This is a genomic window from Maribacter halichondriae, from assembly GCF_027474825.1.
Lineage (GTDB): Bacteria > Bacteroidota > Bacteroidia > Flavobacteriales > Flavobacteriaceae > Meishania > Meishania halichondriae.
On sequence record NZ_CP107030.1, the window covers coordinates 4,332,638 to 4,353,586 of the forward strand.

A 20,949-nucleotide genomic window follows, 5' to 3' on the forward strand; every position below is an offset into this window, starting at 1 on the left:
TGATGTTCATCTTCATATTTCAGGCTATCTGGCTGTTTATGGATGATTTGGCCGGTAAGGGCCTCGATATGCTCGTCATCGGAAAATTCTTTTTCTACAAAATGCCCGAACTTACCGAAAAAGTGTTACCGCTTACGGTCATTCTTTCCTCTATTCTGACATTTGGTACATTTGCGGAGAATTACGAGTTCGCGGCCATGAAGGCCTCCGGAATTTCCCTAAGACGCGCTATGTTTAGTATTATTGTCTTCGTACTGATCCTAGGTGGGGTAACCTTTTATTTCGCCAATAGCATCATACCTGTTTCCGAGCAGAAAATCTATAACATGCGCCGCAATATCGCCCAGGTAAAACCCGCTGCCGCCATTGAAGAAGGTGTTTTTAGTGATTTTGAAGGCATGAGTATTAAAGTAGATGAAAAATACGGGGACAAGGACAGATTCTTACGAAAAGTGACCATTCATCAAAAGACTAATCTAAAAGTAAACAATACGGTCATTAAAGCAAAAACCGGGGAATTGATCAGTAGCGAAGACAGCGATATCATTCAGTTGGTTTTGAGGGACGGACATTATTATGAGGATATCGAGACCCAAAAAAACAAGGACAAGCTGAAAGAACCTTTCGCCAAGGCCAAATTTGAGATTTATCGAATGAATATCGAGATCCCTGAAATGGATATGGATTTGGAAGAGGACAGAAACATTAGTACCGATAAAATGAAAAATGTTTCTCGTTTGAATAAGGATATCGATTCCCTAAAAAATGATAACCTGAGGGTGGTCGGCGCTTTTTCCAAAAATATCAATAACCGTATAGGTGCTTTTGTGCCGGTAGCACCCGTTGACAGTTTCATCACGAAAAAGCAAAGGGAAATGATGCGGGTAGATAGTTTACGAGAAATTGGGATAACTAAATATGACAAGGATGGTGTTAAAAAGGATTCATTACCACTTAAATCCTTCGATGATATTCTTGAGCTTTTTCAAGACTGGCAACGAATCCAGATATTGAATTCAGCCAAGAACAACGCCACCAATGTCTTAACATCTGTAAAGGCCAAAAAAGACGAAATCGACCGAAGATATAAAATCTACAACCTGCATATTTATTCCCTGCATGCCAAATTTGCCCTTGCACTTTCATGTGTTGTCCTGTTTTTTGTCGGGGCGCCCTTAGGTGCGATTATTCGAAAAGGTGGTCTTGGATTGCCTATGGTCATTGCGATAATTCTGTTTCTAGTTTATTATTTTGTTGGGGTATTTGCGAAGAACTATGCCGTGGAAAACAACATACACCCTATCTTTGGTGCGTGGCTTCCTACATTGATCATGTTGCCGTTAGGCATCGTCCTGACCAAACGGGCAACGGCTGACAAAGGATTAATGAGCATAGGAAACGCATTCGATCGGATCAAGGAATTTTTCAAAAAAAGAGCAAAGCCACTACGACATGATTTTAAGTATGGAGAAGCGCACACAATTGAATACTATAGAAGAAGCCATTGCCGATATTCGACAAGGAAAGGTAATCATTGTTGTCGATGACGAGAATCGCGAGAACGAAGGCGACTTTTTGGCCGCTGCGGAATTGGCAACACCAGAAACGGTCAACTTTATGGCCAAGCATGGCCGAGGATTGATTTGCGCCCCATTGACCGAGGGAAGGTGTCGCGAACTTGGGCTCCACATGATGGTCAACAACAATACCGACCCCCTTGAAACCGCATTTACCGTATCCGTTGATTTGAGAGGAAATGGCGTTACCACCGGAATTTCCGCCTCCGATCGCGCTAAGACGGTTTGTGCATTGACCGATCCAGAAACGAAATCACATGATTTGATGCGACCCGGGCATATTTTTCCCTTGGTCGCCAAAGAAGGAGGTGTACTTAGAAGAACCGGTCATACCGAAGCTGCCATCGATTTTGCAAGACTTGCCGGGCTCCAGCCTGCAGGAATCATTGTAGAGATCATGAATGAAGATGGATCCATGGCACGCCTACCCGAACTTCTCGAAGTAGCCAAAAAGTTCAATCTTAAAATTGTTTCCATCGAAGACTTGATTGCCTATCGCATGGAGCACGATAGCCTCATCGAAAAGAAAGAAGATTTTGAGATTACCAGTCGTTTCGGAAAATTTAGGCTTCGTGCGTATAAACAGACAACCAATAATCACGTTCATATCGCTTTGACCAAAGGAAGCTGGAAAAAAGATGAAAAGGTCTTGACCCGTATCAATTCCACCTTGGTGAACAATGATATTTTAGGCACGTTGACCAATGATCCGAACCAAAAATTGGAGGATATGTTTGCTGCCATCAGTACTGAGGGCAAAGGTGCCATCGTTTTTATCAATCAAGATTCCGAATCATTGAACTTGTTATCCCGTTTGTCTGAATTGAAAGAGTTACAAAAGCAGGGCATTCATAAAGCCCCAAAAATAGATATGGATGCCAAGGATTTTGGAATCGGTGCCCAAATACTGCATGATCTGGATATCTCAAAAATGAGATTGCTCACGAACGGATCACAGACCAAACGTGTCGGCATTGTGGGTTATGGACTTGAAATCGTGGAATACGTAGCGTATTAAAATTCGAGCTATTTGGATGAAGTCTTAGGCACCCCTACAAATATTGGCTATACCCTATTTTTTCAGTACATCGCATTCGGATTATTCGAATTTTTAGGAATCTGTTGAATGGCATCCCAATGCTCCACTATTTTTCCATTTTCATCAAAACGAAAAAAGTCCATGGTAACATATTCGTCAAAGTCGGGCCAAGTTTGATGCGTATGTAGGGCTACAAGATCACCCTCGGCGATGCATCGCACAAACTCGATAGACTTCTCGGCGTATTCTTTTTGCATCCGTTCAAAATAGTCTATAAAACCCTGTATGCCGTCCACTACATCAGGGTTATGCTGAATGTATTCCGAACCGACATAAAGCTCGACCGCCTTTGATGGGTTGCCTTCGTACGCCATTTTATAAAAGGCTATGGCATTTTTTTTATTTTCCTCTAAAGACATTATTCAGCAACTTTCTATCACATTAACTATTTTTCTTGCCCTTTCCCTTACTTCAATTTCACTCCAACCCAATTTTATCAAACAGGATATATTTCGCCCTACCCAATGATCAGACTTGGAAAAATCGATTTTTGAAAAATCTTGCAACCCGTTTAAAACTTCTTTTGGTAAGTTGCCCAACGATTTCCGGTCGGTCAAATGTTCCCATTTTCGATAATAGTGCCAATTATTGTCATACCAGTAAAAACAGCCGTCCACGCCGTTTTCCCCTAGTGCTTTATGGGCTTTCTTGGCCGATAATTCATCAGGAAGGAAAAAATTTAGAAAAGCACAGTTCTCTTCTCCCCCTTTTGGGACTCTTCTGAAAGTGACCCCATCAACTCCTTCCAATGCTTCCCTTAAAATAGAATAATTTCTTTTTTGAATCGCCAAAAACTCGTCCAAGCGCTCAAGTTGTGCAAGGCCTACCGCAGCGTGGAGTTCGGAAATTCGAAAGTTATATCCTAGAAAAGGGTGGCCTTCCGCTCCCCTATCCTTTCCGATATGGTCATGGCCATGATCTGAATAATGGTCCGCGTTTAATTTATATTCTTCATGGTTTGTAATCACAGCACCTCCTTCCCCGCAGGTAATGGTTTTTACATAGTCAAAGGAAAAACAACCTAAATCTCCATAACTACCAAGCGGTTTTCCTTCGAAAGTACCTCCAATGGCCTGACAGGCATCCTCCAACAAAAGGAGATTATATTTTTCACAAATAGATTTCAAGGCTTTCAAATCGGCCATTGATCCGCACATGTGCACGGGCATTACCACTTTAGTTCTTTGGGTAATTGCATTTTCAACAGCTTTGGGATTTAACGTCAATGTATCGTCTACATCTACCAATATCGGCACGGCGCCCAAAGCTAAAACGGATTCAAAACTGGCAACGAATGTAAATGTGGGCATGATTACCTCGTCACCCGCCCCTATTCCGGCACTTACCAAGGCGACAGTTAAAGCAGCCGTACCACTACTGACCACTTGGGCATGTTTTACCTGCATTTTGGATTCCAAGGCTTTTTCCAGCTCAAGTGCCTTCCATTGACCGCCTCGCATGCCATCAAATCCATAGCGCATCAAGACTCCTGTATCCATGACTTCCTGTACTTGTGCTCTTTCTTTATCTCCGAAAAGTTCGAATCCAGGCATTTTTTAGGTTTATGGTTTATGGTTTATGGAAACTATCTATTTTCATTTAATTTCTATGACGCTTTCGCTCATATTCTTTCTCACTTTTTTGAATCCCGAGAACATATCGTCTTCTGCTCGATAGCCTACCGGTAACACTAATATCGAGGTAAGTCCTCTTTCTTCTAATTTCAAGATGTTGTCGTAAGCTTCTGGTTCAAAGCCTTCCATGGGACAAGAATCTATTTTTTCGAGCGCACAGACGGTAAGCAAATTGCCCATTGCCAAATAGCCCTGATTGGTAGCCCAATGCTTAATCTCATCTTCCTCTTTTTCGGAAAAATTATCGATTAAGGCTTCTTTAAAAGGATCTAAAATGGCATCACTTGTTCCGCGAACTTTTCCAACCTGTTCGAAATATTTAGCAATATAATCCTCATCAACTTTCCGCTGAATACAAATGACCAACACATGGGATGCCTGGGCGACTTGCTGTTGTTCATAAGAATGGGGAACCAAAGTCGACTGTAATTCCTTGTTTTGAATGACCAGTAAAGTTACAGGTTGAAGCCCATATGAAGTTGCGGTAAGGTTGAAGGCTTCCTTCAGTCTTTCTACCTTTTCATCGTGAAGTATTTTTTCAGAATCGAATTTTTTAACGGCATAGCGCCAATTCATCTGTTCTATTACATCCATCTTCATAACTTTTTAGATTCTCGCCTCTGCGGGAATGATATTTACTCTTGATTAGATTCCCGCCTACGCGGGAATGACAGTAAACGGAATTTTTCAATTGAAAAACCAAAGTTTGATTGCCATAATAATAACCATAATGACCAGAAAAGTCTTGATAAAGCCATCACCTTTTTCCGCGGAAACTCTACTGGCCACCCATGCGCCGGTTCCGTTGCCAATTGCGAGAATCAATCCAACTTTCCAAATTACCTTATCATTAAGGATAAAAACGATCAAAGCAGCGAGCGTATAAATCAAAACTACGACCACTTTGGTGGCATTTGCCCTCACCAATGATAACTGATTTACATAATGCAAAAATAGGATAATTATGAACCCGAGACCGGCATTGATAAAACCACCATAAATTCCGAAGAAAAAGAATGCTAGAATACCGATCCAAAGATGCTTGCCGGTCATCTTCTCATGAAGGTCATCAAACTTCATTTTGGGCTTAAAGAGAATTATCAAAACAACAATGACCATAATGATGGCGAGAATTCGATTAAAGGTCTCACCCTTGATATCGACCGCTATATAGGCCCCCAAAATTGCCCCGAACAAAGCGGAAATACCCAAATATATATCGAAAGGAAAAGTAGACACTCCTTTGCTCTTGAAGCCCGCGGTGCCCATCATATTTTGTATCACCACGGCTACCCGGTTCGTGCCATTCGCCACACTCGGAGGCAGCCCAAGAAATATAAGAACGGGCAGGGAAATCAATGAGCCCCCTCCGGCGACGGTATTGATAAACCCAACGACAAACCCGACCACAATTAAAAGAAGATAATGATACCATTCTTCCATTTGGCAAAAATAGGGTCATAAACGGAATTATTGGATACTAGACCGAAAATAAAATCAGGTTCTTTTTATGGTATTGAAAAAGGTTGTTATATTTGCAACCGCTTAGGAGGAATGGCAGAGTGGTCGAATGCGGCAGTCTTGAAAACTGTTGAGGGTCACACCTCCGGGGGTTCGAATCCCTCTTCCTCCGCGATCAAAGGCTTCACTTTCGTGAAGCTTTTTTTGTTTGCGTAAATTGTGCCCATGCAACAACCCTTGGTCAGCATTCTTATTCCCTTTAAGAATACAGAAATATTCTTGCCCGAATGCCTTGATTCCATTCTATCACAACGATATGAACATTGGGAGGTTTTGGCAGTAAACGACCATTCGAGCGACGAAAGCCGGTCTTTGGTGAAAAGGTACTCGGAAAAAGATGCTAGAATAAAAGTTTTTGACAATGAGGGGAAAGGTATCATCGACGCCTTAAACACCGCATACAAACATAGTCACGGGCAATTGATCACCCGCATGGATTCTGACGATATAATGAAGTCCGATAAAATCAAGGTTATGGTCGATTCCCTCATAAATAGAGAAAAAAATCATGTTGCCATCGGACAAGTAAAGTATTTCTCTGATAGGGGAATTAGCAACGGTTATGAACGTTATGAGCGATGGTTGAACAATTTAACGGCCGAGGGTGCCAACTACTCCGAAATCTATAAAGAATGTGTCATCCCCTCCCCTTGCTGGATGGTCCACAGGAATGATTTAGATTTTTGCGGAGCCTTTGAATCCAATAGATATCCCGAAGACTACGATCTTACGTTTCGATTTTATGAAAAGGGCCTCACATGTATTCCTTGTGAACAAGTTTTACATCTTTGGCGCGATTACGATACTAGAACTTCCAGAACCAGTGAACACTATGCCCAAAACTATTTTTTGGATATCAAACTGCACTATTTTCTAAAACTGGAATACGATCAAAATCGACCTCTAACAATTTGGGGTGCGGGAAACAAGGGAAAAGAAATTGCCAAGGGGCTTTTGAACAAAAATATCAATTTTTACTGGCTCTGTGATAACCCTAAAAAAATAGGGAAAGAGATATACGGAAAAAAAATGTTGCCCTACACGGTTTTGGAAGTATTGGACAATCCCCAGAGCATCGTTACCGTAGCCAATGAAGAGGCACAAATAATGATTCATGATTACTTTCTAAAACTAGGGCAATCGCATATGAAAGATTATTTTTTCTTTTGCTGATCGGCTATTTAAAGTTCAAGGTTTCAGGATTAAGGAAACTTTTGCATTGAACTTTGAATTTTGAACCTTGAATTACCTAAATTTGCCCAATCTTATATAGGAATGCAGTTTAAACATCCAGAACTTCTTTGGGCCTTATTGCTACTACTGATTCCTATTTTTATCCATCTTTTTCAACTTCGTAGATTTAGGAAGACCCCTTTTACCAATGTGAAGGTCTTACAGCGTATTCAGTCGGAATCCCGAAAAAGTAGTACCCTTAAAAAATGGCTCTTGCTACTTTCAAGGCTGGGCTTGCTCGCAGGTTTGGTCATTGCATTTGCCCAACCTTTTACCGCTTTAGAATCCGCACTTCGCGAAAAAGAGACGGTCATCTACTTGGATAATTCTTTTAGTACACAGGCCAGGGCCGATAACGCAACGGTATTCGAAAATGCAGTTCAGCAATTGATACAGTCGATTCCTAAAGATGAAGTTTTTTCGCTCTTTACAAATGATCGCACTTTCAAAGCGGTAACCGTCGATGACATTCAAAATGATCTATTGACTTTGAAACATACGTCCGATCAATTGAACTTATCCGAAATATCTTTGAAATCGAGCACTTTTTCAGTAAGGAAGAAGCAACCGAAAAAAACCTGATTCTCGTTTCCGATTTTCAAGACCGTATGGCTTCGCCCGAGATGGATTCGACCGGTTCGGTACGGAAACATTTTGTAAAACTCGTTACCGGTGAGCTGGTGAACAGTTCCGTTGATTCGGTCTATGTCGATAATTCGGAGGCCGACATTATTGAGCTCACGGCCCTATTAACGACCAACGGTACAATGGAAAGTACGCCGGTATCATTATATGATGGGGAAAAGCTTATTGCCAAGACCGCTGCGATATTCGATACCGATAAAAAAGCCGAGGTAAAGTTTACGATTCCGGCGAACCAGCAGATTAAGGGAAAGGTTGAAATTACGGATGTCGGTCTACCCTATGACAATCAACTGTATGTTACCATTGACCAAAGGGACAAGATTAAGGTACTTGCCATAGATTCAGGCAATAATCGCTACCTGAAACGCATCTTTACCGATACCGAATTCGACTTCTCGCAATTTGATATCCAGAATCTTGACTACGCAAAGCTAGGAGAACAAAACCTTATTATTTTAGGCGAATTGGAAAGTATACCGAATTCGCTGACCACAAGCCTCAATTCTTACGCCGATTCAGGCGGTAACTTAACCGTTATTCCTGCAGAAAATATTACACTTGAATCATATAACACTTTACTGGCCAATTTGTTCGGGTCCTCGATTACTCAAAAAGTAAATGTCGAGCGGAACATTACCAAAATCGCTTTTTCGCACCCGTTGTACCAAAATGTGTTTGAAAAGAACGTAACCAATTTCCAGTATCCGAGGGTATCGAACTATTTCAGAATAAAGTCATCGCTGCCCACGGCACTCTCCTTTCAGGATAATGACCCGTTTCTTGTAGGCACGAATGGAAAATACTTGTTCACAGCCTCGATCAACGGTCAAAATTCAAATTTTAAGGAATCCCCCTTAATAGTGCCCACGTTCTATAATATGGGAATCAACAGTCTCAAGTTGCCAGCACTTTATCAGCTAATCGGTGGGAATGCGACCATCGACATTCCTATTACATTGAGCAAAGACGGCATCTTAAAAGTTACGGCCGAAGGTTTCGAGTTTATTCCACGACAGCAGATAAGGGCCAACAAAGTTTCTCTAACTTTTCAAGACAATGAGATACCTGACGGGATTTATGGAATAACGGATGACGAAAAAATAATAAAGAACATCAGTTTTAATTACCCTCGTGACGAAAGTCAATTGAACTACATGGACCTTAACGGAATGAACCCAGCAAGTGTGCAAAGCTCGGTAACATCGCTGTTCGACTCGATACAAAAAGACAATTCAATCAACGCCCTTTGGAAATGGTTTGTTATTTTAGCGTTGCTGTTTCTGGTGGTCGAAATAATCATTCAAAAATACCTTTGATGAATATACTTTTGAAGTCCGCAAAAATCGTTGACAAATCCAACAAAGAACTGCATTTAAAAAAGCGGGACATTTATATTGTCAATGGGAAAATTGAAAAGATAGCTACCAAAATTGATGTTACCGGCAAAACCAAAGTAATCGATATCAAGAACCTTCATGTTTCCTTGGGATGGTTCGATAGTGGCGTTTCATTTGGCGAACCGGGATATGAAGAACGGGAAACTATCGCCAACGGACTGCGAACCGCAGCCCGAAGTGGATTTACCGCTATTGTCTTGAACCCCAATTCATACCCTGTACCTGATAGCAGTTCGGATATTGTTTTTTTGAAGAACGCATCAAAGGGGCATGCTACACGATTATATCCCCTAGGCACGCTCACTAAAAGCGCCGCGGGCCAAGATTTGGCGGAACTATATGATATGAAGAATGCCGGTGCGGTCGGGTTCTATGATTTTAAACATCCTGTTGCAAATCCGAACCTATTAAAAATAGCCCTTCAATATGCACAGAGTTTTCAGGGATTAGTATGTTCTTTTCCCTCGACAACGATATTGCAGGAAAGGGTGTCGTCAACGAAGGGGCAGTTTCCACGACCTTGGGATTAAAAGGCATTCCGGCCCTGGCCGAAGAACTACACATAGCAAGAGATCTTTTTATTTTAGAATATACCGGAGGGAAGTTACATGTACCCTGTATATCGACCGCAGAGTCCGTAAAACTGATCGCCGAGGCCAAAAAGAAAGGCTTAAATGTGACCTGCAGCACGGCCATCCATAATCTGTGGTTCACGGATTCTGTTCTAGAGGAATTTGATGCACAATATAAAGTGCTTCCGCCTCTACGATCTGAAAGTGACAAGAAAGCCTTGTTAAAAGGTCTTAAGGACGGTACTGTTGACTTTGTAACCGCTGACCATATACCGATGAACATCGAACAAAAACAAGTGGAATTCGATAATGCAGCCTACGGTACGATCGGACTTGAAAGCGCGTATGGAATCTTGAACCAACTTTTCGACCTAGAAACAACCATTGAGATACTTACCAGAGGAAGGGCCCGATTTGGCATCAACCCACCTTCTTTAAAAGAAGGATCGGAAGCATGCCTATCCTTTTTTGATCCCAACAAGAAGTATACTTTCGAAAACGAGAATATTTTATCTACCTCAAAAAATAGCATGTTCTTAGGAAATGTCATGAAAGGCAAGGTCTTCGGGGTAATCAACAACGGTCAACTACTTAGCTAAAATGGAATCCGAAACTTCAGGCCGTACTACGGCAATTGTAGCCTACCTTACCATGATCGGTGCATTGATAGCCATTACCATGAACGCCGAACCGAAACATGAGTTTGCTCGATTTCACACACGACAGGCCTTTGGCCTACACCTGTTTTTTTTAGGCTTTGCCATATTTCTGAGTCAATGGTTCAACGAGTACGCCTGGTATGGTCTCTACATATCGTATATTGTCTTATGGGGCTATGGTTTTATCGGAGCGCTGCAGAACAAAAAACTGTCGGTACCACTATTGGGTTCCTATTTTCAAAAATGGTTTACTTTTATTAATTGATTTTGGAAGATGGATGTTGTAGGTAGGGTGATGGATGCAAGCTTTCAATGGACATTATAAGATTTTCGCTATTGCATAAAACTAAATTTCGGACTATTTAAGACTCAAAACCAAATACCAATCATGACCACCGCCCCCCTATCATTGGAACATCTAATCCGACCTTCTTCGCTGACCTCGGGGAAAATTCCTGTGCTGTTTATGTTCCATGGTTATGGAAGCAATGAGGAGGACCTTTTCTCGTTCGCACCAGAATTGCCCGAAAAACTATGTGTCATTTCGGCCCGTGCCCCCTACCCCATGGAACCTTTTGGACATGCTTGGTATGCCATCAATTTTGATGCGGTACAAGGTAAATGGAGCGACAACGAACAAGCGATTGCGTCCCGTGAAAAGATTATCGCTTTTATCGATGAGGCCTGCAAGACCTATGGATTAGATTCTGAACAAATTACCTTACTAGGATTCAGCCAAGGCACTATTTTAAGTTATGCCGTAGGATTATCGTATCCCGAAAAAATAAAGAATATTATCGCATTGAGCGGTTATATCAATGAAGACATTCTATTGGACGGGTATCGTAACAAAGAACATTCAAAACTAAACGTATATGCTTCCCACGGACAGGTGGATCAAGTAATTCCCTCGGAATGGGCGCAAAGGGCTCCCGGTTTTTTAAAAGAACTCGGTATAGCGCATGTATATGAGGAATTCCCCGTAGGGCATGGCGTTTCGCCCGAGAATTTTTATTCCTTTAAAAAGTGGTTGGAGGAACGGATTTAATTACTCCTCGTATACAGCAAATGATCCATCAAGGTAAAATCTACGCCCAAATCATCCTTTAGTTCATAATTGATTAGTACTTCGCCCCAATATTTACCATCGGAGAAGTCGGCCAGAATCCATTTATGATTTAGAATCTTGATTTTATTGATCTTAAAATCGCTCTCCATACCTTCATAAGGTATTAAAGGGTTGTCCCCTTTTTGCTCATTGGTCTCCAAGAGCTTATCGGCAATATATCGTGAAGGATCTTTAAGTTCAAGATGGTCATAATAGGCCAGAGCATCATCATTGTTTTCCAAAGAAAAATATTGCATGTTCAGCACCCGCAATTGTGTGTTTCTAACGGAATCTTCTAATTGCACTACCTGATTTTCAAGTTTTTCGATTTTATTCGCCTTCGACTCCTGCATCTTCCCGTTGCTCACAAAAAGATAGAGACATATCAAAGCCATGAAAACAAAGAGGTACAAGAAAATTTTACTTTTCATCTAATATCGTTTTTAAAGAGTTATAACTAAGTTGTCATAGGCCAAATGAACATTTTCGGGCAATTTTTTTTCAACGTCTTTGTGAAAGCCCAAATAATGGCTGATATGGGTAAAATAGGTAGTTTTTGGTTGAACTAAATTCACAAATTCCAAAGCCTCGGAAAGATTAAAGTGGGAATGGTGGGACTCTTCACGAAGTGCATTAACCACAAGTACTTCGGAGCCTTTTATTTTTTCGACTTCATCATTCTCCATAGATTTTACATCCGTCAGATAGGTAAAATCATCGATTCGAAAACCGAACACTTGCAAGCGATTATGATAGGCCTCGATAGGAATTACCGTTTTTCCACAAAAAAAGAACGGGCGATCATTTTCAATCTCATGGACCGCTACAGCAGGAGCTCCGGGATATCGGTTTTCTCCTGCAAAAATATAGTCAAATCGCTTTTGTAATGACATTATCACCCGCTTATGCGCATAGATGGGCACATCACCCTGACGAAAAAAATAGGGTCTAATATCATCTAGGCCCGCAACATGGTCTGAATGTTCGTGGGTGAAAAGAATGCCGTCCAATTTTGAAACGTTATGGGTCAACATTTGTTGTCGAAAGTCAGGGCCGCAATCGATAACCAGATTATGATTGTCCCATGAAAGCAAAACAGAAACCCGAAGTCTCTTATCTTTTGGGTCGGAGCTTAAGCAAACAGGGTGCTCGCTTCCAATTACAGGGATGCCTTGTGAAGTTCCCGTGCCCAAAAAAACAATTTTCAACGTCTCATCTATTTAATTCAAAATTATAACTTATTTATTTAATAGAATGCCCGATCTTATTAACTTTGTTCAACTACAAAAAACATAAAATGGCTTCAGTTCTAAAAAGGGATACTGCATTTGAGAACATTCCTTCGATCAAATCAAAAACCCTTAGGATCAATTTAAATCCTGATATCTATGGAACCTTTGCCGAAATAGGCGCAGGTCAAGAAACGGCACGCCACTTTTTTAGATCGGGCGGAGCTTCGGGTACCATTGCAAAAGCCATGAGTGCATATGACAAGGATTTCAGCGATGCTATTTATGGAATAGAAAAAGATGGACGTTATGTAACCCAGCCCCGTCTCAAAAAAATGCTTTCCCACGAGATGCAGCTTATGGAAGAACGTATCAGCAGGGAAAAACATCCAGAACGATTATTTTTCTCCTATGCCAATACGGTCGCCACAATAGATTTTTCAAAACGATACAAAGGTCATGGATGGGTAGGTATCCGTTTTCAATTGGATCCCAAGCAAAAGGAGTATGATGAGATTATTCTACATATCCGTTTCAAGCAAAACGAAGCAAGACTACAGCAAGAAACTTTGGGTACCGTTGGAGTCAACCTAATCTATGGGGCTTTTTACAAATACCACAAGCCCAGAAAACTATTAAAATATTTGTACGACCATATCGATAAAGACACGATCGAGATTGATATGATCAACTTCTCAGGGCCTAACTTTAAGGATGTCGACAATCGATTGATGAGTCTTCAACTTATCAAAAATGATATGACCGACGCCGTCATGTTCGGCTCTGACGGCAACAATTTGCTTCCCGCAACAGTATTGTACAAGAAGAATATCTTGGCGCTACGCGGTAGTTTTAGACCGGTGACCAAGGTCAACATGGACATGTTCGAAAAGTCGATGAATATTTTCATACGTGACCAGTCCGTCGAACAAGAAAATACCATTGTAATTTTCGAGATTACCCTTGCCAATTTAAAGGCATCGGGCGAAATCGACGAACAAGATTTTATGGACCGGGCCAAACTTTTATGCTCATTGGGCCATACCGTGATGATCTCGAAATTTCAGGAATATTATAAACTAGTAGAATATTTCAACAACTATACGAAGGCGAAAATTGGCCTGACCATGGGGGTCAACAATCTGGTCGATATTTTTGATGAAAAATACTATAGACACTTGAGCGGAGGTATTTTGGAAGCTTTCGGAAAGTTATTTTTCAAAGACCTTCAAGTGTATCTATACCCCATGAAAAATGCTGAAACCGGTCAAATTATGACCAGTAACAACATTAAGGTACATCCGCGGATGAAGGAACTTTATAAGTTCTTCAAATACAACGGTAAGGTGATGGATATTATCGACTATGACCCCGAAATCATGCATATCTTCTCTCGTGACGTTCTGAAAAAATTAATGAACAACGAAGAGGGTTGGGAGGATATGCTACCCGAAGGCCTAGCAGAATTAATCAAAGAGGATAATTTGTTCACACGAAAATTGGTAAAAGAAACTGAGGATAAAGTTCAGTAGTCTTTACCTTCAGAACATAAAAGCCCTTAGAACATGATTTCATGTTCTAAGGGCTTTTTAATTATCTATAATACTTTGTCAATCAAGTATTTGCGCAGCGTGGTCTTTAGTCTTTACTTTATCGACAACCTTTTCAATAACCCCGTTTTCATCGATGATAAAAGTAGTTCGCAACAGACCGTCGAACTCCCTTCCCATGAACTTTTTAGGACCCCACACACCAAAGGTATTGATGACCGTATGATCTTCATCGGCCAGCAAAGGGAACGGTAAATCATATTTATTCTTAAAATTGGATTGTTTTTTGGAAGAGTCTTCGCTCACACCTAACAATTCATAGCCCTGTGCCTTTAATTCGGAATAGTTATCCCGTAAGTTGCATGCTTCGGCCGTACAACCCGGAGTATTCGCCCTAGGATAGAAAAAGATAATCAGTTTTGTTCCCGCGTAATCGGAAAGTTTGATAATCGTACCATCTTGGTCTTTTGATATAAAATCGGGCACCTTATCCCCTACTTTCAACATGTTCATAGCTTAATTTTCTTTAAATTCGTACACTCAATTTTTAGCGAAACTAAGCAAAAATGACCAAAGCCGAAAGAGTAGCATTTACTATTAGAACGCTTGAAGAAATCTATCCTGAAATTCCTGTTCCGTTGGAGCATAAAGACCCTTATACGTTGTTGATCGCTGTATTGCTTTCGGCTCAAAGTACTGATGTACGCGTCAACCAAATTACCCCGTTATTGTTCGCCCGGGCCGATAACCCGTATGATATGATCAAATTATCGGTCGAAGAAATTCGGGAGATTATAAAACCCGTTGGCCTTTCCCCCATGAAGTCAAAGGGAATTTACGGGCTATCAAAGATGTTGGTGGAAAAATATGATGGAATCGTTCCTAAAGAGATCGAGTTGTTGGAAGAGTTTCCTGCCGTGGGCCATAAAACGGCAAGTGTCGTGGTATCACAGGCTTTCGGAATTCCTGCTTTTCCCGTTGATACCCATATTCATCGTCTGATGTACCGATGGGGATTCAGCAACGGAAAAAACGTAGTTCAGACCGAGAAGGATGCAAAAAGAATATTTCCCAAGGAATTATGGAACGATCTGCACTTACAGATTATATGGTACGGTCGGGAATATTCCCTGGCAAGGGGCTGGGATTTGGATAAAGACATTATCACTAAGACGATTGGTAGAAAAACCGTCATTAATGACTACTATAAAAATAAAAAGACCCGCTAATTGCGGGTCTTTTTATTAGTTCAACATACTTTCGAACTGGAATTCTTCATGTTCCAGCACATGTAGCGACCTTGAATAATCCAGCAGAAAACGTACTGTTTCAGGGCAAGCTTTGAAAAATTTGTTCTTTCCTACGTGTTTAGTGTAAATTTTTTCCATATTAGTAATCGTATATTGTTATGATAAGATAACGCAACTAAAATGGAAATATTGTTTTTACATAAATTACAAAAAACTAGTTGGTCAGAACGATATTGTTTTTTTCGATTATTTTTCGAAGATTGATGAGTGCATAGCGCATTCTACCAAGAGCGGTGTTTATACTTACACCAGTGTTTTCAGAGATTTCCTTGAAGCTCATGTCCTTATAGATACGCATCAGTAGAACTTCCTTTTGATCGTCGGGTAATTCTTCGATCAACTCCTTTAAATCAGAATCGATCTGGTCTTTAATGATTTGTTTTTCGATATTCAATTTGTCATCGCCGATAACGGAGAAGATATTGAAATCATCATTGCCTTCGAACATTGGCATTCTCTTATTCTTTCTGAAATGGTCGATGATCAGGTTGTGCGCGATGCGCATGACCCAAGGTAGAAATTTACCTTCTTCACTATAAGACCCTTTTTTCAAGGTCTTGATTACCTTGATGAAAGTATCTTGAAAAATGTCTTCCGTAATGTCCCTATCCAATACTTTTGAGTAGATAAAGCTTGAGATACGCTGATTGTGTCTGTTGATCAAGACTTCGAGTGCCTTTTCGTCTCCGCTGATGTAGTCTCTTACTAGTTCTGAATCTTCAATTTGTAGTTTCATACAAAAAACTTTAGGTTAAGATTGGGCTCAAAATGAAGAAAGCCCGGTTAGTTACTATTTTTTGAGTTTACTTTTTTGAAGTCCTTTTGAGACTTCTTTTGTTTTGAATTATGAGATAAAACTAGAGAAAAGGGGGTGTTTGGAAAAAACTATGTTGTCAAACCACTTGTTTTTGATGTGAAACAAGCAATTTTCATTTGTGAGCTGTTTTTCGGCACGTGGAATAGGAAAGAAAATGTATATACTCTAATGAATAATCAACTGATATTATTCTAATTATGTGCGTTAAAGGCAATTTTTACGGATGGTAAAAGAAAACTCTAGAAATAAATTAAAGAAAATAGATACGTTTAGAAGAAAGAAAAAACCCTCAATAGTTAAAGTATTGAGGGTTTTAAAAAAATTTATCAAGTTTAATTCATGTTGCTTTCAAATTTGATGCCTTGCGCTTCGTTAATTTTTAAAGATTTAGAATAATCCAATAAAAACTTCACGGTCTCGGGCTTCGCTTTTGCCAGTTCACATCGGTCTTGATTCTTTGCGTAAATTTTTTCCATAATTATTTCAGTATTGTTTCACTATGATAACGCAACATGAAATAAATATAATGAATCCGTTCGACCTGACGTCTAAAAATTCGTTAATTAGACCTATGGGTCGATTAGTTCGTTAAAACTATATTATTCTCTTCTATGATCTTTCGAAGGTTGATCAATGCATAGCGCATTCTACCCAGAGCCGTATTGATGCTTACCCCAGTGTTTTCCGAAATCTCCTTAAAACTCATATCGCGATACATGCGCATGTGAAGCACTTCTTTTTGATCGGCCGGCAATTCTTCAATGAGTAAAGTAAGGTCCATATCTATCTGGTCCTTGATAATCTGTTTTTCAATATTCAATTTATCATCGCCCATCACTGAAAAAATGTTGAAGCTATCGGCACCACCATACATTGGCATTCTACTATTCTTTCTAAAATGGTCGATGATCAAGTTGTGCGCTATTCGCATCACCCAAGGTAAAAATTTACCTTCCTCACTATAGCTGCCCTTTTTGAGGGTTCTGATGACCTTAATAAAGGTGTCTTGAAAAATATCTTCGGTAATATCGCGATTGTTCACTTTTGAATAAATGAAACTGCTGATTCGCTGGTTATGCCTATTGATAAGAATTTCTAAAGACTTTTCGTCTCCAGCAACATAATTTTTAATAAGCAAGGAATCGTCAAGCTGTGGGTCCATAACTATTACTTTTTTGGTTAAAACTAGGGGGCCTCTAGAAGAAGAGGTCTTGTTTACTGCTATCTAATTTTTAAAAAAGTAATGTTGTTGTATAGGCGCTTTGACGTTTAGGTGAGGTCAAATATAGAAAAAATTAAATAGCCAATGAAAAATTATGTTGTCATCCACACAATTTTCGATGCCAACTATACATTTCTGGGTAGTGAAACATGCTTAGTGTATCTTTGCATTCTTAAACGAAAAGATGTCCGTATTAGCAGATATAAACCCAAAAGAGAACATAATTATCAAGGGTGCGAAGTTGCACAACCTTAAGAATATAGACGTTGTTATACCACGTAATAAATTGGTCGTCATCACTGGACTTTCCGGTTCTGGAAAATCGAGTTTAGCCTTTGACACCCTGTATGCCGAAGGGCAACGGCGCTACGTGGAAAGTCTCTCTTCGTATGCCAGACAGTTCTTAGGGAAATTGGACAAACCAAAAGTGGACTATATAAAAGGAATCGCTCCGGCCATCGCAATTGAACAAAAGGTCAATTCGACCAATCCTAGGTCTACGGTGGGCACGACCACTGAAATCTATGATTATTTAAAACTTCTTTTTGCACGGATAGGAAAAACCATATCACCAATTTCGGGGCGGGAAGTCAAAAAGGATACGGTCACCGATGTTGTCAATCATGTAAAGCATTTCGAAACGGGAACGAAATTGCTGCTTTTGGCCCCAATATCAATACTTGAAGACCGTGATACCCTAAAATCATTGCAGCTCTTATCAAAACAGGGATACGCAAGAATAAAGTATGACGGATCCGTAATTCGCATTGACGCCGCTCCCAAAAATATTACCAAAAATTTCGAACTGGTCGTCGATCGGATTATCAAGGCCGACGATGAGGCTTTTTATAATCGTTTGGCTAATGCCATCGATAGTACTTTCTTCGAGGGAAAAGGGGAATGCATTATCGAAGATCTGGAAACCCACAAGCGAACAACTTTTAGCAATAAGTTCGAGCTCGACGGAATGTCTTTCATGGAGCCCAATGTGCACCTATTCAGTTTCAACAACCCATATGGGGCCTGCCCGAAATGCGAGGGTTATGGGGATGTCATCGGTATCGATGAAGATTTGGTGATATCGAATACTGCGCTTTCGGTCTATGAAAATGCAATCTTCCCATGGCGGGGAGAATCTATGAGCTATTATCGAAACGAACTTGTTAATTCGGCCTACAAATTCGATTTCCCCATTCATAAGCCATGGTTCGAGCTTTCTGGGGAACAAAAACAACTTGTTTGGGACGGCAATTCCCATTTCACGGGATTGCATCGCTTTTTTGCTATGTTAGAGGAGAAAAGTTATAAAATACAGAATCGGGTCATGTTGTCGCGATATCGGGGAAAAACCAAATGTAATGTCTGTAAGGGCAAACGACTGCGAAAAGAGACGAACTATGTAAAAGTTGACGGAAAGTCAATTTCAGATCTGGTAGAGCTTCCCATTAAAAAATTGATGACGTTCTTCAAAGGACTTTCGTTAAGCGAACACGATATACAGATTGCTTCCCGCCTATTAAAGGAAATTACCACAAGACTCGGTTTCTTGGATAAGGTGGGGCTGGGTTATCTGAACTTGAACCGAAAATCGAATACCCTTTCCGGCGGGGAAAGTCAACGTATCAATCTGGCTACATCCCTTGGCAGTAGCCTAGTAGGTTCTATGTACATTTTGGATGAACCCAGTATTGGGCTACACCCAAAGGACACCGAGAATCTCATCGAGGTTTTGAAATCTTTGCGTGATTTGGGCAACACAGTAATTGTCGTGGAACATGATGAAGATATTATGAAAGCGGCCGACGAAGTCATTGATATAGGCCCAGAAGCAGGTACCCATGGTGGCGAAGTCGTTGCTCACGGAACTTTAGAAGAAGTATTACGATCTACATCACTGACGGCAAGTTATTTGAACGGCTCTATGGAAATTGGAGTCCCCAAAGAGCGAAGGACTTCTAAAAATCATATTGCCATCAAAGGTGCCAGGGAAAATAATTTGAAGAATATAAATGTGACTTTCCCTTTGAATATGTTGACGATGGTGACCGGGGTTTCCGGAAGCGGCAAAAGCACCTTGGTCAAAAAGCTGTTATATCCCATTATTCTCAAAGAAGTTGGTGGTTACGGAGAGAAAGCCGGGCAATACACCTCCTTTGAAGGAAAATATCAACATCTGAAACATGTTGAATTCGTTGATCAAAACCCAATCGGGCGTTCTTCACGTTCCAATCCGGTAACCTACATCAAGGCGTATGATGATATTCGTAATCTGTTCGCTTCACAAAAATTGAGTAAAATCAGAGCGTATCAGGCCAAACACTTTTCGTTCAATGTCGATGGAGGTCGATGCGAAAAATGTAAAGGGGAAGGAGAAATTACTGTTGAAATGCAGTTCATGGCCGATGTTCATCTAGAATGCGATACCTGCGGCGGCAAACGATTTAAAAAGGAAGTACTTGAAGTTAAATTCGAAGATGCCTCCATTGATGATGTGCTTAATATGACCATTGATGATGCCATTGCCTTCTTCGAGAAACATAAACAAACCAAGATAACGACGAAGTTAAAACCTCTGCAAGATGTAGGGTTGGGCTATGTAACCCTTGGTCAATCTTCCTCTACCCTCTCGGGCGGTGAGGCGCAGCGCATTAAACTTGCTTCGTTCTTGGTAAAAGGAAATACCAAGGATAAAGCCCTATTCATTTTCGACGAACCCACAACCGGACTCCATTTTCATGATATCAAAAAATTATTGAAATCTTTTAATGCGCTTATCGCCCGAGGACACTCCATAGTGGTCATAGAACATAATATCGAACTCATTAAATGTGCCGACTATATCATCGACCTCGGGCCAGAGGGTGGTGAAAACGGCGGCAACTTGTTGGCTGAAGGCACTCCCGAAGAGATTATCCTGAGGCAAGAGTCATTCACCGCGAAATATTTGAGAGAGAAACTAGTATAAGGTTTTATTTTATTTAAAGAAAAAGAGATAGACAAGATAAACAAGAGAACCCAAACAGATAAAGGAAATCAAATAAAGCAAAATTTCATGGCTAGCGGCTTTCCTGGCCCTTTTTCGAATCTTGTTCTTAATAATAGCCAACTCCTCGGGACTTGCTTTTTTGAATTCCAATTCTGTTTTTCCAGATTGTTCATAAAATAGATCCTTCAATTCTTTAATATTTCGTCTTTTTAGTAGTGCCCGATTTTGTCTTAAACTAACGATTGCACTGGCCATACTTCCTTCGCCACCCATTATATCTTACATTTTAAACAATTAGTGTTTAAAATATAGATTTTGTTTCATAAGAAGAAATATTTTCTACTTAATAAATAATTAATCGATTGATTATCAACATTTTATGCTTGATAT

Annotated in this window: 22 protein-coding genes, 1 tRNA gene and 1 pseudogene; 12 read left to right on the forward strand and 12 right to left on the reverse strand. The window is 40.4% G+C overall.

The window, feature by feature from the left end; genetic code table 11:
* The first annotated feature begins 2 nt into the window (after window positions 1-2).
* The gene (locus N8A86_RS20320) at window positions 3-1,547 is read left to right on the forward strand and encodes an LptF/LptG family permease (protein WP_430682210.1); all 1,545 of its coding nucleotides are present in this window, start codon (window positions 3-5) and stop codon (window positions 1,545-1,547) included.
* The gene (ribB, locus tag N8A86_RS20325; RefSeq protein WP_273567039.1) at window positions 1,465-2,595 is read left to right on the forward strand and encodes a 3,4-dihydroxy-2-butanone-4-phosphate synthase; all 1,131 of its coding nucleotides are present in this window, start codon (window positions 1,465-1,467) and stop codon (window positions 2,593-2,595) included. Before N8A86_RS20320 ends, ribB begins: the two co-directional genes overlap by 83 nt.
* Window positions 2,596-2,657: 62 nt before the next feature.
* On the opposite strand, the gene N8A86_RS20330 is transcribed toward ribB, so the two are convergent.
* From N8A86_RS20330 to N8A86_RS20345, 4 genes are all read right to left on the reverse strand, one after another.
* Entirely contained in the window at window positions 2,658-3,035 is a 378-nt protein-coding gene (locus N8A86_RS20330) for a nuclear transport factor 2 family protein (protein WP_273567040.1), read from the reverse strand.
* Window positions 3,036-3,038: 3 nt separating this feature from the next.
* Window positions 3,039-4,229, reverse strand: a complete 1,191-nt coding sequence (locus tag N8A86_RS20335) for a DegT/DnrJ/EryC1/StrS family aminotransferase (RefSeq protein ID WP_273567041.1) — start codon at window positions 4,227-4,229, stop codon at window positions 3,039-3,041.
* 42 nt (window positions 4,230-4,271) lie between these two features.
* A complete protein-coding gene (locus tag N8A86_RS20340; protein ID WP_273567042.1) occupies window positions 4,272-4,904 on the reverse strand; it encodes an NAD(P)H-dependent oxidoreductase in 633 nt (210 codons plus the stop codon).
* Between the two features lie 93 nt (window positions 4,905-4,997).
* Complete coding sequence (locus N8A86_RS20345) at window positions 4,998-5,753, reverse strand: sulfite exporter TauE/SafE family protein (RefSeq protein WP_273567043.1); 756 nt, start codon at window positions 5,751-5,753, stop codon at window positions 4,998-5,000.
* Window positions 5,754-5,858: 105 nt separating this feature from the next.
* On the opposite strand from N8A86_RS20345, the gene N8A86_RS20350 reads away from it, so the two are divergent.
* From N8A86_RS20350 to N8A86_RS20380, 7 genes and pseudogenes are all read left to right on the forward strand, one after another.
* A tRNA-Ser gene (locus tag N8A86_RS20350) sits at window positions 5,859-5,943 on the forward strand.
* Window positions 5,944-5,996: 53 nt separating this feature from the next.
* The gene (locus tag N8A86_RS20355; RefSeq protein ID WP_273567044.1) at window positions 5,997-7,004 is read left to right on the forward strand and encodes a glycosyltransferase family 2 protein; all 1,008 of its coding nucleotides are present in this window, start codon (window positions 5,997-5,999) and stop codon (window positions 7,002-7,004) included.
* Between the two features lie 102 nt (window positions 7,005-7,106).
* Complete coding sequence (locus N8A86_RS20360) at window positions 7,107-7,646, forward strand: BatA domain-containing protein (RefSeq protein WP_273567045.1); 540 nt, start codon at window positions 7,107-7,109, stop codon at window positions 7,644-7,646.
* 26 nt (window positions 7,647-7,672) lie between these two features.
* Window positions 7,673-9,025 (forward strand): hypothetical protein, encoded by a 1,353-nt coding sequence (locus tag N8A86_RS20365; RefSeq protein ID WP_273567046.1) that lies wholly within the window; start codon window positions 7,673-7,675, stop codon window positions 9,023-9,025.
* Window positions 9,025-10,277: pseudogene (locus tag N8A86_RS20370) on the forward strand (dihydroorotase). The gene N8A86_RS20365 and the pseudogene N8A86_RS20370 overlap by 1 nt, the downstream one beginning before the upstream one ends.
* A gap of 1 nt (window position 10,278) precedes the next feature.
* Window positions 10,279-10,602, forward strand: a complete 324-nt coding sequence (locus N8A86_RS20375; RefSeq protein ID WP_273567047.1) for a hypothetical protein — start codon at window positions 10,279-10,281, stop codon at window positions 10,600-10,602.
* A 123-nt stretch (window positions 10,603-10,725) separates the two neighbouring features.
* Window positions 10,726-11,385: an alpha/beta hydrolase gene (locus N8A86_RS20380; protein WP_273567048.1), complete on the forward strand. Its 660-nt coding sequence runs from the start codon at window positions 10,726-10,728 to the stop codon at window positions 11,383-11,385.
* On the opposite strand, the gene N8A86_RS20385 is transcribed toward N8A86_RS20380, so the two are convergent.
* Both N8A86_RS20385 and N8A86_RS20390 read right to left on the reverse strand, forming a co-directional pair.
* A complete protein-coding gene (locus tag N8A86_RS20385) occupies window positions 11,382-11,876 on the reverse strand; it encodes a hydrolase (protein ID WP_273567049.1) in 495 nt (164 codons plus the stop codon). The two genes, N8A86_RS20380 and N8A86_RS20385, sit on opposite strands and share 4 nt — an antisense overlap.
* Window positions 11,877-11,888: 12 nt before the next feature.
* On the reverse strand, window positions 11,889-12,653 hold the full coding sequence (locus tag N8A86_RS20390) for an MBL fold metallo-hydrolase (protein WP_273567050.1): 765 nt from the start codon (window positions 12,651-12,653) through the stop codon (window positions 11,889-11,891).
* An 89-nt stretch (window positions 12,654-12,742) separates the two neighbouring features.
* Here N8A86_RS20390 and N8A86_RS20395 point away from each other — a divergent pair, with 89 nt between their 5' ends.
* A complete protein-coding gene (locus N8A86_RS20395) occupies window positions 12,743-14,206 on the forward strand; it encodes a nucleotidyl transferase family protein (protein WP_273567051.1) in 1,464 nt (487 codons plus the stop codon).
* A 78-nt stretch (window positions 14,207-14,284) separates the two neighbouring features.
* Here N8A86_RS20395 and bcp read toward each other — a convergent pair whose 3' ends face one another.
* The gene (gene bcp, locus N8A86_RS20400; RefSeq protein WP_273567052.1) at window positions 14,285-14,737 is read right to left on the reverse strand and encodes a thioredoxin-dependent thiol peroxidase; all 453 of its coding nucleotides are present in this window, start codon (window positions 14,735-14,737) and stop codon (window positions 14,285-14,287) included.
* A gap of 53 nt (window positions 14,738-14,790) precedes the next feature.
* On the opposite strand from bcp, the gene N8A86_RS20405 reads away from it, so the two are divergent.
* Window positions 14,791-15,453: an endonuclease III domain-containing protein gene (locus tag N8A86_RS20405; RefSeq protein WP_273567053.1), complete on the forward strand. Its 663-nt coding sequence runs from the start codon at window positions 14,791-14,793 to the stop codon at window positions 15,451-15,453.
* 15 nt (window positions 15,454-15,468) lie between these two features.
* On the opposite strand, the gene N8A86_RS20410 is transcribed toward N8A86_RS20405, so the two are convergent.
* From N8A86_RS20410 to N8A86_RS20425, 4 genes are all read right to left on the reverse strand, one after another.
* Entirely contained in the window at window positions 15,469-15,612 is a 144-nt protein-coding gene (locus tag N8A86_RS20410; RefSeq protein WP_273567054.1) for a hypothetical protein, read from the reverse strand.
* Window positions 15,613-15,688: 76 nt separating this feature from the next.
* Window positions 15,689-16,270, reverse strand: a complete 582-nt coding sequence (locus N8A86_RS20415) for an RNA polymerase sigma factor (protein WP_273567055.1) — start codon at window positions 16,268-16,270, stop codon at window positions 15,689-15,691.
* A 413-nt stretch (window positions 16,271-16,683) separates the two neighbouring features.
* Window positions 16,684-16,827 (reverse strand): hypothetical protein, encoded by a 144-nt coding sequence (locus tag N8A86_RS20420; protein ID WP_273567056.1) that lies wholly within the window; start codon window positions 16,825-16,827, stop codon window positions 16,684-16,686.
* A gap of 104 nt (window positions 16,828-16,931) precedes the next feature.
* Window positions 16,932-17,513: an RNA polymerase sigma factor gene (locus N8A86_RS20425; RefSeq protein ID WP_273567057.1), complete on the reverse strand. Its 582-nt coding sequence runs from the start codon at window positions 17,511-17,513 to the stop codon at window positions 16,932-16,934.
* Between the two features lie 244 nt (window positions 17,514-17,757).
* On the opposite strand from N8A86_RS20425, the gene uvrA reads away from it, so the two are divergent.
* Complete coding sequence (uvrA, locus tag N8A86_RS20430) at window positions 17,758-20,538, forward strand: excinuclease ABC subunit UvrA (protein WP_273567058.1); 2,781 nt, start codon at window positions 17,758-17,760, stop codon at window positions 20,536-20,538.
* A gap of 9 nt (window positions 20,539-20,547) precedes the next feature.
* On the opposite strand, the gene N8A86_RS20435 is transcribed toward uvrA, so the two are convergent.
* Window positions 20,548-20,832 (reverse strand): hypothetical protein, encoded by a 285-nt coding sequence (locus N8A86_RS20435; protein WP_273567059.1) that lies wholly within the window; start codon window positions 20,830-20,832, stop codon window positions 20,548-20,550.
* Between the last annotated feature and the right edge of the window lie 117 nt (window positions 20,833-20,949).

Coding starts and splice junctions, on each gene's coding strand:
- N8A86_RS20320 (WP_430682210.1), top strand. CDS start 3: ATGTTCATCTTCATATTTCAGGCTATCTGGCTGTTTATGGATGATTTG.
- ribB (WP_273567039.1), top strand. CDS start 1,465: ATGGAGAAGCGCACACAATTGAATACTATAGAAGAAGCCATTGCCGAT.
- N8A86_RS20330 (WP_273567040.1), bottom strand. CDS start 3,035: ATGTCTTTAGAGGAAAATAAAAAAAATGCCATAGCCTTTTATAAAATG.
- N8A86_RS20335 (WP_273567041.1), bottom strand. CDS start 4,229: ATGCCTGGATTCGAACTTTTCGGAGATAAAGAAAGAGCACAAGTACAG.
- N8A86_RS20340 (WP_273567042.1), bottom strand. CDS start 4,904: ATGGATGTAATAGAACAGATGAATTGGCGCTATGCCGTTAAAAAATTC.
- N8A86_RS20345 (WP_273567043.1), bottom strand. CDS start 5,753: ATGGAAGAATGGTATCATTATCTTCTTTTAATTGTGGTCGGGTTTGTC.
- N8A86_RS20355 (WP_273567044.1), top strand. CDS start 5,997: ATGCAACAACCCTTGGTCAGCATTCTTATTCCCTTTAAGAATACAGAA.
- N8A86_RS20360 (WP_273567045.1), top strand. CDS start 7,107: ATGCAGTTTAAACATCCAGAACTTCTTTGGGCCTTATTGCTACTACTG.
- N8A86_RS20365 (WP_273567046.1), top strand. CDS start 7,673: ATGGCTTCGCCCGAGATGGATTCGACCGGTTCGGTACGGAAACATTTT.
- N8A86_RS20375 (WP_273567047.1), top strand. CDS start 10,279: ATGGAATCCGAAACTTCAGGCCGTACTACGGCAATTGTAGCCTACCTT.
- N8A86_RS20380 (WP_273567048.1), top strand. CDS start 10,726: ATGACCACCGCCCCCCTATCATTGGAACATCTAATCCGACCTTCTTCG.
- N8A86_RS20385 (WP_273567049.1), bottom strand. CDS start 11,876: ATGAAAAGTAAAATTTTCTTGTACCTCTTTGTTTTCATGGCTTTGATA.
- N8A86_RS20395 (WP_273567051.1), top strand. CDS start 12,743: ATGGCTTCAGTTCTAAAAAGGGATACTGCATTTGAGAACATTCCTTCG.
- bcp (WP_273567052.1), bottom strand. CDS start 14,737: ATGAACATGTTGAAAGTAGGGGATAAGGTGCCCGATTTTATATCAAAA.
- N8A86_RS20405 (WP_273567053.1), top strand. CDS start 14,791: ATGACCAAAGCCGAAAGAGTAGCATTTACTATTAGAACGCTTGAAGAA.
- N8A86_RS20410 (WP_273567054.1), bottom strand. CDS start 15,612: ATGGAAAAAATTTACACTAAACACGTAGGAAAGAACAAATTTTTCAAA.
- N8A86_RS20415 (WP_273567055.1), bottom strand. CDS start 16,270: ATGAAACTACAAATTGAAGATTCAGAACTAGTAAGAGACTACATCAGC.
- N8A86_RS20420 (WP_273567056.1), bottom strand. CDS start 16,827: ATGGAAAAAATTTACGCAAAGAATCAAGACCGATGTGAACTGGCAAAA.
- N8A86_RS20425 (WP_273567057.1), bottom strand. CDS start 17,513: ATGGACCCACAGCTTGACGATTCCTTGCTTATTAAAAATTATGTTGCT.
- uvrA (WP_273567058.1), top strand. CDS start 17,758: ATGTCCGTATTAGCAGATATAAACCCAAAAGAGAACATAATTATCAAG.
- N8A86_RS20435 (WP_273567059.1), bottom strand. CDS start 20,832: ATGGGTGGCGAAGGAAGTATGGCCAGTGCAATCGTTAGTTTAAGACAA.